Annotated in this window: 9 protein-coding genes; 7 read left to right on the top strand and 2 right to left on the bottom strand. The window is 43.6% G+C overall.

Annotation, left to right across the window (positions count from 1 at the left end; all coding sequences use genetic code 11):
- Window positions 1-443 precede the first annotated feature (443 nt).
- Window positions 444-1,163 carry a winged helix-turn-helix transcriptional regulator gene (locus FD12_RS05630; protein WP_225427398.1) on the bottom strand — a complete coding sequence of 240 codons (720 nt, stop codon included), beginning with the start codon at window positions 1,161-1,163 and terminating at the stop codon, window positions 444-446.
- Window positions 1,164-1,351: 188 nt separating this feature from the next.
- On the opposite strand from FD12_RS05630, the gene FD12_RS05625 reads away from it, so the two are divergent.
- From FD12_RS05625 to phoU, 6 genes are all read left to right on the top strand, one after another.
- Window positions 1,352-2,245, top strand: coding sequence for a phosphate ABC transporter substrate-binding protein PstS family protein (locus FD12_RS05625; protein ID WP_054749053.1), 894 nt, complete (start codon window positions 1,352-1,354; stop codon window positions 2,243-2,245).
- Between the two features lie 401 nt (window positions 2,246-2,646).
- On the top strand, window positions 2,647-3,570 hold the full coding sequence (gene pstC / locus FD12_RS05620; protein ID WP_056982112.1) for a phosphate ABC transporter permease subunit PstC: 924 nt from the start codon (window positions 2,647-2,649) through the stop codon (window positions 3,568-3,570).
- On the top strand, window positions 3,567-4,454 hold the full coding sequence (gene pstA / locus FD12_RS14085) for a phosphate ABC transporter permease PstA (RefSeq protein WP_056982110.1): 888 nt from the start codon (window positions 3,567-3,569) through the stop codon (window positions 4,452-4,454). Before pstC ends, pstA begins: the two co-directional genes overlap by 4 nt.
- A gap of 9 nt (window positions 4,455-4,463) precedes the next feature.
- Window positions 4,464-5,258 (top strand): phosphate ABC transporter ATP-binding protein PstB, encoded by a 795-nt coding sequence (pstB, locus tag FD12_RS14080; protein WP_054749051.1) that lies wholly within the window; start codon window positions 4,464-4,466, stop codon window positions 5,256-5,258.
- Between the two features lie 17 nt (window positions 5,259-5,275).
- Entirely contained in the window at window positions 5,276-6,031 is a 756-nt protein-coding gene (pstB, locus tag FD12_RS05605; protein WP_056982107.1) for a phosphate ABC transporter ATP-binding protein PstB, read from the top strand.
- Window positions 6,032-6,174: 143 nt separating this feature from the next.
- Window positions 6,175-6,921: a phosphate signaling complex protein PhoU gene (gene phoU / locus FD12_RS05600; RefSeq protein WP_056982100.1), complete on the top strand. Its 747-nt coding sequence runs from the start codon at window positions 6,175-6,177 to the stop codon at window positions 6,919-6,921.
- Between the two features lie 133 nt (window positions 6,922-7,054).
- Here phoU and FD12_RS05595 read toward each other — a convergent pair whose 3' ends face one another.
- Entirely contained in the window at window positions 7,055-7,969 is a 915-nt protein-coding gene (locus FD12_RS05595) for an NADP-dependent oxidoreductase (protein ID WP_056982094.1), read from the bottom strand.
- Between the two features lie 378 nt (window positions 7,970-8,347).
- On the opposite strand from FD12_RS05595, the gene FD12_RS05590 reads away from it, so the two are divergent.
- Window positions 8,348-9,325, top strand: coding sequence for a helveticin J family class III bacteriocin (locus FD12_RS05590; protein WP_054749049.1), 978 nt, complete (start codon window positions 8,348-8,350; stop codon window positions 9,323-9,325).
- Window positions 9,326-9,975: the final 650 nt, after the last annotated feature.

Genomic DNA, 9,975 nt, shown 5'->3' with positions numbered 1-9,975 from the left:
TCAAGCGTTACACGTTTAGCTATCCAACTTCAACCACAAAGTCTGGTACGAAACGGTTTGCTGTTAAAGGTGGTTACATTACTGCTAATGCTAAATATGTGAAAGTCTACTATAAATAATTGATGGTTATATTTTAGGCCTAGGCCAAGCTTCATAACTATCGTTGTATTCAAATAGGCGACCCGCTATCGATAATTTCGATGACGGGTCGCCTATTTTTATATTGAGTTTTTCTCCAGTACATAGAAAACGTGCTCCAACGACCCTGACGCTAACTTCTAAGTTATTCTTGATTCAAATCCAAAAGCGGGATTTCTTTCTGAGGTGTTTTCTCCACTACATAGAATAAATGTGCTCCAACAAGCAGGAATCTGCTCGTAGGCACCTTCAGAAAAAATTCCAAGCCCGGGAATTTCTTCTCAAGGAGACCTACGATCCAATTCCTAACCGCTTGTTTCCGCACTCTGGCTTTTGAACAGATATCCAAATCCCCTGATCGTCGTCAGCATCTCCGGTTCCTTGGGGTTTTCCTCAATTTTCTTTCTTAAGTTACTAATATGGGTATCGATAATCCTCAGGGTCGCACCGGTGGTATTTCCCCAGACCGCCGAGGCTATTTGCGTTCTGCTTAATACCGTATTGGCGTTACTAATGAAGAACAATAACAATTTATATTCAATTGGGCTCAAATTGAGGTTCCTATTACCATTAACGACCTGAAATTTATCCAAATCAATTTTTAACGGTCCCACTAGTAAGTGGTTATCGGTTCCCCCTTGGCGACTCATTTGCAGGCGATTGCGATTTTGGTAGACCCACAAGTGCTGAACGATTCGGGCGGTCACTTCTTTCATTGACGCTTTGTATAGGTAATCGTCAAAATGATAGTCAACAAAATACGAGCAAACGGTCCGCTCAGGATGCGGCTTAGTCGTTAATAATAGGATTGGACCGGCAATTTGGCTTCTCAAAATCTGCATTTCGGATGGATTTTGCGGCAGAATGACGCTGTTTAAATCCCAGATAACCCCAGAAACCTGCTGTAATAGGTGATCCAATGGTTCAAATGAAACCCGGGTATTAATGTTGAAGGCGGTCAGTGACTTTTCAAGTTTGTTGGCGAGCTGTAAATCTTGACTGATTAATAGAATTTCCAGTGGCATCTGGTCTTCCTCCATTTTATTGAAATAGTTTACATCTTAAGTTATGCCATACTTTTGTCAGGAATCGGGGACTTTTACGTTACTTTTACATAAACGAAACTCGATATTTACATGACGTTGGTATATTAACAATGTACTTAAATGAGTACTAAAAAAATGGGATTCATATATTAGGAGGAAACATTATCATGAAAAAACGATCCTTTTTTTCAACAATCGTTGCGGTTGCAGCGGTGGGGGTTTTACTTGCTGGATGTGGTTCAAGCAGTTCAAAGTCTAAGAAGTCCTCTTCAGCAGACTCAAACGTTAAAATTACCGCAGTTGGTTCTACTGCACTTCAGCCATTAGTTGAACAGGCTGCCAGCGATTATCAAAAGGACAATAGCAAAGTTAACATTTCTGTGCAAGGTGGCGGTTCTGGTACTGGTCTTAGTCAAGTTCAAGCCGGCGCTGTTCAAATTGGTAACTCAGATATCTTTGCTCAACAACAAGATGGGATTAAAGCCAACAAGTTAGTTGATCACCAAGTTGCCGTTGTTGGAATGACACCAGTTGTTAACAAAGATGTCAGTGTCAGCAATTTGACCATGGCGCAATTAAAAGGCATCTTTACCGGGAAGTACACGAACTGGAAACAAGTTGGTGGTAAAGACGAAAAGATCACCGTTGTAAACCGGGCTCAAGGTTCAGGTACTCGAGCAACCTTTGAATCAGCCGTTCTTGAAGGCGCCAAGGCTGTTAAGGCTCAGGAACAAGATTCAAACGGAACTGTTCAAAAGATTGTGTCAAGCACCCCAGGTACCATCAGCTACTTAGCCTTCTCATATGTCAATAATAAGATCAAAGCATTATCAGTTAATAATGTAAAACCAACTGATGCCAACGTTACAACGAACAAATGGAAGATCTGGTCATACGAGCACATGTACACTAAGGGTCAACCAAACGCTGCAACTAAGAAGTTCCTTAACTACATGGATTCAAGCAAAGTTCAAGACAGCTTAGTACAAAAGCTTGGTTACATCAGTATTCATGATATGAAAGTAACGAAGAACGCAAGCAACGCTGTATCACAAAAGTAGAGTGCGACTAGCACCAGTTGCATCAGAGCACGTTTCCACTACCAAACAGAATCAAAAAATCATTATGTAACCCAACGAAGGCCAAAGGCAAATCAAATGCCCTCGGCCTTCATCAGGTTAAAGCATCATTAATTTCAGTACGGCTGTGCAAAGCAGAAACTTCCATATAAGCACCTCCAACACAAATCCCCAAAAACCAGGGATTTGTGTCGAAGGAGACTTTTCTTCCAGTTTCTAACCGCTTTGCTTCGCTCACTCGAACTAGGACAGCTCCTCCAAGCAGAAGTCTGCACGTAAGCACCTCAGAGAAAAATTCCCAAGCCCGGAATTTCCCTCTGAGGAGACTTACGCTCCGACTTCTAACCGCTTGGATCCGCTCACTAAAATATAGGAGGTTTAGCATGGATGAGATTAAGAAAGACCTGCAAAATCCATCGAAAGCAACTCACCAAGATTATTTTGGCCGAACAATCACTTACATCTGTATCGCTTTTGTGGGGTTGTTGGTAATTTCGATTTTATATTTCATCACGACCAGAGGTATCGCAACCTTTACGACAAATCATGTGAGTTTGTGGAAGTTTCTATCGGGAACCAACTGGAACCCGGGATTACTTGATAAGCATGGCAACCCACAAATCGGTGCCCTGCCAATGATCGTGACGTCGTTTAGTGTCACAATCCTAGCGGCGGTGGTTGCCACCCCGTTTGCGTTAGGGGTTGCGTTATTCATGACGGAAATTGCACCAGAAAAGGGAACCAAGATTCTCCAACCGGTTATCGAATTGTTGGTCGGAATTCCTTCTGTTGTTTATGGATTTATCGGCTTGTCGGTGATCGTACCACTCATTCGTCACACGTTTGGGGGAACTGGGTTTGGAATCCTTGCCGGAACGTTGGTCCTCTTTGTCATGGTACTGCCAACAATCACGTCACTTTCCGTTGACAGTATCAAAGCCGTTCCAATGTTTTACCGCTCGGCTTCATTAGCATTGGGGGCCACGCGTTGGCAAACCATTTACAAAGTGGTTCTCAGAGCAGCTACCCCAGGAATTCTGACCGCGGTTATTTTCGGGATGTCACGGGCCTTTGGTGAAGCCTTGGCCGTTCAAATGGTTATTGGTAACGCCGTCTTAATGCCTCATGGCTTGCTGACCCCTTCCTCCACGTTAACGAGTCAATTAACAACTGGAATCGGTAATACCACCATGGGGACATTACCTAACAATGCCTTATGGTCACTAGCTTTAATTTTGCTATTAATGTCATTAGTCTTTAACATTCTGGTTCGCTTTATCGGGAAGAAGGGTAGTTTGAAAAAATGAATTCTAAAACAAGTAATAACATTGCGACCGGCGTCATTTACGTCCTGGTTGCCGCCGTTATTGGCATCTTAGTATTCCTACTCGGCTACATTCTGTGGACTGGGATTCCCCACATTTCATGGCACTTCCTGACTTCGGCTGCCCAATCATTTAGAGCTGGCGGTGGGGTTCGCGATCAGTTGTTTAACTCCATGTATTTGCTGGTATTGACACTGATTATTTCGTTTCCAATTGCGCTGGGTTCTGGTATCTATTTATCAGAATACGCGCCCAATAATTGGTTTACCGGCTTGATTCGGACTGCCGTCGAAGTTTTAAGTTCCTTGCCTTCCGTTGTCGTTGGTTTGTTTGGCTACTTGTTGTTCGTTATTCAGTTCAACATGGGTTGCTCCATTTTAGCCGGGGCGATTGCGTTGACCTTTTTCAACCTACCATTGCTCACTCGAAGTATTGAAGAATCCCTGCAGGACGTTTCTCAACTCCAGCGGGAAGCCGGGCTATCGCTTGGATTATCCCGTTGGAAAACGATCACTGGCATTGTCCTACCAGCTGCCGTTCCTGGGATTTTAACTGGAATTATTTTAAGCGCTGGGCGGGTGTTTGGTGAAGCCGCTGCCTTGATTTACACGGCTGGTCAAAGTGCGCCGACCGTTAATTACGGCGATTGGAATCCAGTCGATCCCGCAAGTTTCTTGAATCCACTGCGTCCAGCCGAAACCTTGGCCGTTCATATTTGGAAACTGAATACTGAAGGCGTCACCCCGGATGCCGCCGCAATTTCAAGTGGGGCATCAGCCGTTTTAATCGTCGTTATTCTATTATTCAACTTGTTAGCCAGAATGCTTGGTAATTGGATGTATAAAAAAATGACCGCAACCAGGTAGGAGATTAATATGCAAAACTATTCATTTGATGATACCCACATTATTGATATGCCTTTGGAAAAGGTGCTGACAACCGATAATCTCCAAGTCTTTTATGGGGATAATCATGCCATGCACGATGCGACGTTGGAATTTCCCCGTTATCGGATTACCGCGTTGATCGGGGCTTCCGGATCAGGTAAGTCGACTTATCTGCGCTGCTTGAACCGGATGAACGACCGGATTGCCACCGTTAAGGGTAAAATTATGTATCGAGATACGGATATTAATAGTCAGAATATCAACGTTTATGAGGTGCGTAAACACATCAGTATGGTGTTTCAACGGCCTAATCCATTTGCCAAGTCAATTCGGGAAAATATTACCTTTGCTTTAAAGCGAAACGGAATCAAGGATAAAAATGAACTGAATAAACGGGTTGAAGAAAGTTTGAAGGCGGCTGCCCTATGGGATGAAGTCAAAGACGAGCTTGATAAAAGTGCTTTGGCCTTGTCTGGTGGGCAGGCTCAACGTTTATGTATTGCCCGCTGTGTTGCGATGAAACCGGACATCCTATTGTTGGACGAGCCGGCCAGCGCGCTTGACCCAATTTCGACCGCTAAGATTGAAGAAACCCTGCAACAGTTGCGGAAAAATTATTCGATCATCATTGTGACCCACAACATGCAGCAAGCATCAAGAATTGCTGACTACACGGCATTTTTCCACATGGGTCACGTTCTTGAATTTGATGAAACTGAAAAACTATTTACCAATCCACAAATTAAAGCCACTGAGGATTACATATCCGGTAACTTTGGCTAGTAAAGGAGCAGTGGGCAATGACCAAAATCATTACAAGTAAAGATGTTCATCTATACTATGGCAAAAAAGAAGCCCTCCACGGCATTAACCTGGATTTCGAAGAACACCAAATCACTGCATTAATTGGTCCGTCGGGGTGTGGTAAGTCCACTTACTTGCGTTGCTTGAATCGAATGAATGATTTAATCAAAGGGGTCACCATTACCGGAAGCATTAAGCTGGAAGATGAAGATATTTATGCCCCCCAAACTGATGTGGTTAATTTGAGAAAGCGGGTTGGCATGGTGTTCCAGCAACCCAATCCATTCCCGTTTAGCGTCTATGAAAACGTCGCCTATGGTTTGCGGTTAGCGGGTGAAAAAGACAAACACGTTCTTGATGAGCGGGTGGAAACCAGCCTGAAGCAAGCCGCCATTTGGGATGAAGTTAAGGACCATCTCTATGAAAATGCCTTAGCGTTCTCTGGTGGGCAGCAGCAACGGATCTGTGTCGCCCGGGTGTTAGCCGTCCAGCCGGAAGTGGTGTTACTAGACGAGCCGACCAGTGCGTTGGATCCCATTTCCAGTGCCAAGATTGAGGACACGTTAATGAATATCCGCCATGAGTATACGGTCATCATCGTGACCCATAATATGCAACAGGCATCGCGAATTTCGGATAAGACGGCCTTCTTACTAAATGGTGACCTGGTTGAATTTTCAAAAACTGAGAAAATGTTTATTCATCCAGATGATGAGAAGACCAGTGACTATTTGAATGGGAAGTTTGGATAATGTAGGACAGCTCCGTAAAGCAGAAGTCTGCATGTAAGCACCACTGAGAAAAATTCCAAAACCGGGAATTTCCCTCAGCGGCGACTTACACTCCGACTTCTAACCGCTTTACTCCGCTCACTTATTTTTAGGAGGACACCACAATGCGAGAATTGTTTGATGATGAATTAAAAAAGCTCCACGGCCGGTTTGTTGAAATGGGGCTCAATATTAGTGAACAGATTTATAGTTCAACTAAGGCCTTTATGGAACATGACAAAAAGTTGGCGCAAGAAGTCATTGATGCCGATAATGAAACTAACGGCGAAGAAATGCGACTGGAGAAGCAGGCCCTGAGTTTGATTGCCCTTCAACAGCCGGTTGCCACTGATTTTCGAGTGATTATCAGTATTTTGAAGGCCAGTTCTGATTTGGAACGGATTGGTGATCATGCCGTTAGCATTGCCCGGGAGACCATTCGAGTGAAGGGCAATCCGCGAATTCCAAAAGTTGAAAAGGAAATCGCCAAGATGACCGATCAGGTTCGCGATATGTTGGAAAAGGCCTTGGATGCCTACACTAAGAGTGATGCCGATGCCGCCAAGAAATTGACCAATGAGGATGTGGCCGTTGATGAGCAGTACTTGTTAATCAGGGATGCCATCACCAAGGCAGTCGAAGAAAATACCGAAACCGCCCTTGCCAGCTCCAGTTACTTCATGGTGATTCGATTGCTTGAACGAATTGGTGATCACATTGTCAACTTGGCAGAATGGATTGTATACAGCGCCGCCGGCCAAATTGTTGAGTTGAATCCCGGCAAGGCTAATCCTGAATTAGTTAACAAACTCTATTCAGAAGAAATTGTGAAAGAAAAGGATAAAGGACCAAAGGATAAGAAAAATCAATAGTTCTTCGATAGGCCTGGTTACCAATTCAATGATTGACGATTTTCAAGATTAACAACAAAAAGATGGATTCAAAAGCAGCTCCTAGGTTTCAACGAGAAACTGCTTTTGAATCCATCTTTGATGATAACTGGTGTTATTTAGCAATAATGACCCGCCCATCATGTTTGGCCGCCAAAATTTGATGACCTTTAATCACGCCATCAAGGGTAAATGGCAGTTGTTCAGCGATTTTAATTGAGAGCCGTCCCTGAACCATCAATTCAACCAGGGCTTTTAAGGCTTCCAGATCACTGATTTGTTGGGTTGGGTGAATGTGGTTGAAGTGAACATCTTTGTCGGTATCTGGTTCACCATCTGCGACACTGGCGATAATGCCACCGTTTTTGACAATCTCGGCGTCATTTTCACTGCCGGTACCATTCAAGGCGGCATCAATCACAACATCAGCCGTGTTTGCCAGCACTTCAGCCGGGTCTTGCTGATCATAGGCAACGTAGTCAGTGATTCCTAATGACTTAACATATTCTTCATTGCGGCTGGCACCTACGCCGATGACTTTAGCGCCAATGCTTAGGGCGACTTGAGCGGCAATCGAGCCGACACCCCCGGAAGCGCCCTTAACTACAACCGTCTGGCCCGGCTGGACGTTGCCGAATAGGTGAACACCCTTATAGGCTGCCAGCCCAGGAGTGACAATCCCAGCTGCCTGCGCAAATGAGACGCTAGCTGGAATCACAACTGTATTGGTATCATCACCAATGGCGTATTCAGCGTAAGAATGATGGCCGTGAGCAACAACCCGGTCACCGACCTTAATGTTTTTGACATCACCGCCAACTTGTTCGGCAATTCCAGCAACGTCTCTGCCTGGAATAATGCGATGATCAGTGGGCTTAAACTCACCGGCCCGCTGCAAAGCTTCAAAGTTATTTAAGTTAAATGCTTGGGTCTTAATCAAAATCTGGTTACCGGTAACTTCCGGTACTGGGACCTGATATTTCTTGAAAACTTCAGGGCCACCGTTTTCTTCATAACCGAATGCTATCATGATGATCGCTCCTTTTCTTTTAAAGACTATCCTAAATTTAGTGTAAATCATCTCAAGGCAAAAGCAATGAATTAGGTGGCAAATTGATGAGCTGAAATGTACTCTGATTTAGCTGTAGTCAAATCAGGCACCTCATTTATCACACAAATAGATTGAAAAACGTGGCCAATGAAGAATTGAATCAATTGATACACCTCCTAACTGACGCTAGGTAGGTGATGTTAAAAGGATATCATGAGTAATTTTGGCATTGCCACAACAATTTATGAATTGGTATTATTGGCTTTGTTCCTCGCTACAATAGAAATAGAACCAGTCTTTGCAATTCCAAAAATGAAATACTTATCCTAAAATAGATTCGATGAGAGGGATGACAAAATGGCCGAAACTAACGCTTACTTAAAATATCGTTTGAAGAATTTACCCAAACCAACAGTCGTGCAGAAGGTTTACGTGGGCACTAAATATGTATACGCCTTACAGTTGTATCATCAAAATAGGGATGCAGTGATCTCCCGCGTCCGAAAAAATCGGGTGAAAAATGGGTATGATCTCAATTTTCGCCACGCAAAGAAGATGTATCTTAAGAATTTTGGCCATGGTCAGACCTTGGAATACTTCAAGCATAACGGGATCGATTACTGGTGGGTGGTGACTAAACCAAATGTAGTCGATTATCCAGATATAAAATGGGGAACCCAACTCGCCCGCATTCGCTTTAAACCAAATCGAGAACGGCGAACCCGGTATCGCGGCAATGTTGCCGTCACTCGTCTGGTAATGTTAAACCACGCCACCCCGACTGGCGAGTTGTATGGTCAGTTGAAACGGGTGGAAGTGGCGTTGTCACCAGATAAGCAGACGTTGTTAATCGCAGCGATTGATGTGGAAAATAAAGCTCATTTCAGTTTGTATGATAACCGGAAGTTGAATGATGCGTTGGATGGAGTCGATGATCATAATGGCTATGTGGACCTCAGCCAAGCAGGTGATCTATTTTCAACTCAGGTTGCCAACCCATATTTTGAAATTCCAAAGTTCGCGAACCAACTAACATCGCCATCAATTCAAGGGTTCGACTTGGACAATAGGTTTGCGATTTACGTTTCCAGTGGTCAAGCAGCTGTCAGCGAAAACCATCCTAGCGTTGACACACCGGGAATTAGCCGATTCCAATGGAGAAGTCAAACTGCTCAACAAGTTTTGCTACACCATTCTAATTGGATCGGCAGAAATATTGAGACCGAGGGGATCCAGGTGGCATCTCGGGTGTATGTCGGGATTGCGTATCATGACGCCGAGCCGTATGCAACTAAGACGTTAGAGAATCGGGTGTATTGGTTTTCTAATATTTAATGATGCGATAATCGCCACTGCCGTTATTAGCGTTTGAATGAACCGTATTGATTATTACCGCCAGTTATCAATAAAATGCAAACTGAAATGTTTTTAATTAATCTCACCATGTGCGCTCAGTTTTTTCGCTCTGTTTTTGAATATAAATAGATCAAGAAACCACCCCAACATATCATTAAAAAGAGAAGCAGATTCGCAAAGATGTTTGGATGACTCATTGTATTCGTTAGGATATCAGGAACTTGGAAGCAAGGATAGGTAATTAAGGGAAATACGAGGCCTTTAAAAATAGGCTTTTTTAGTTGTCTGTGACGCTTTAAGACAATTCCCAACGCTCCAACGATAACCAGCCCAATGATCGTGTTTGCCCAAAATGGACTGACGACAGGAATAAAAATGCTGATTCCTACTAGAATGTAGCCAACTGTAAAGACACCTCTATCAACCTTTGTTAAGAATGTTCGTTGTTTGATAGTCACAATTACATCATCTTCCTTTAACCAATTGATGCTTTTATCATTCTTCTATAATATTAAAAGTACAAGCTTAGAATCACAGACATGCCTAATTTGAGGTTGTCTTTGGTACTCAGCATGTAAAAGGCACCCGTAAAATGTAGGAAAACGGCAGGTTAGAACTGTTGGTTTTCC

It is taken from the genome of Lentilactobacillus rapi DSM 19907 = JCM 15042, from assembly GCF_001436255.1.
Classification (GTDB): domain Bacteria; phylum Bacillota; class Bacilli; order Lactobacillales; family Lactobacillaceae; genus Lentilactobacillus; species Lentilactobacillus rapi.
Note: the sequence above shows the minus strand (reverse complement) of the source record. Positions and strands in the feature narration are given on the sequence as shown.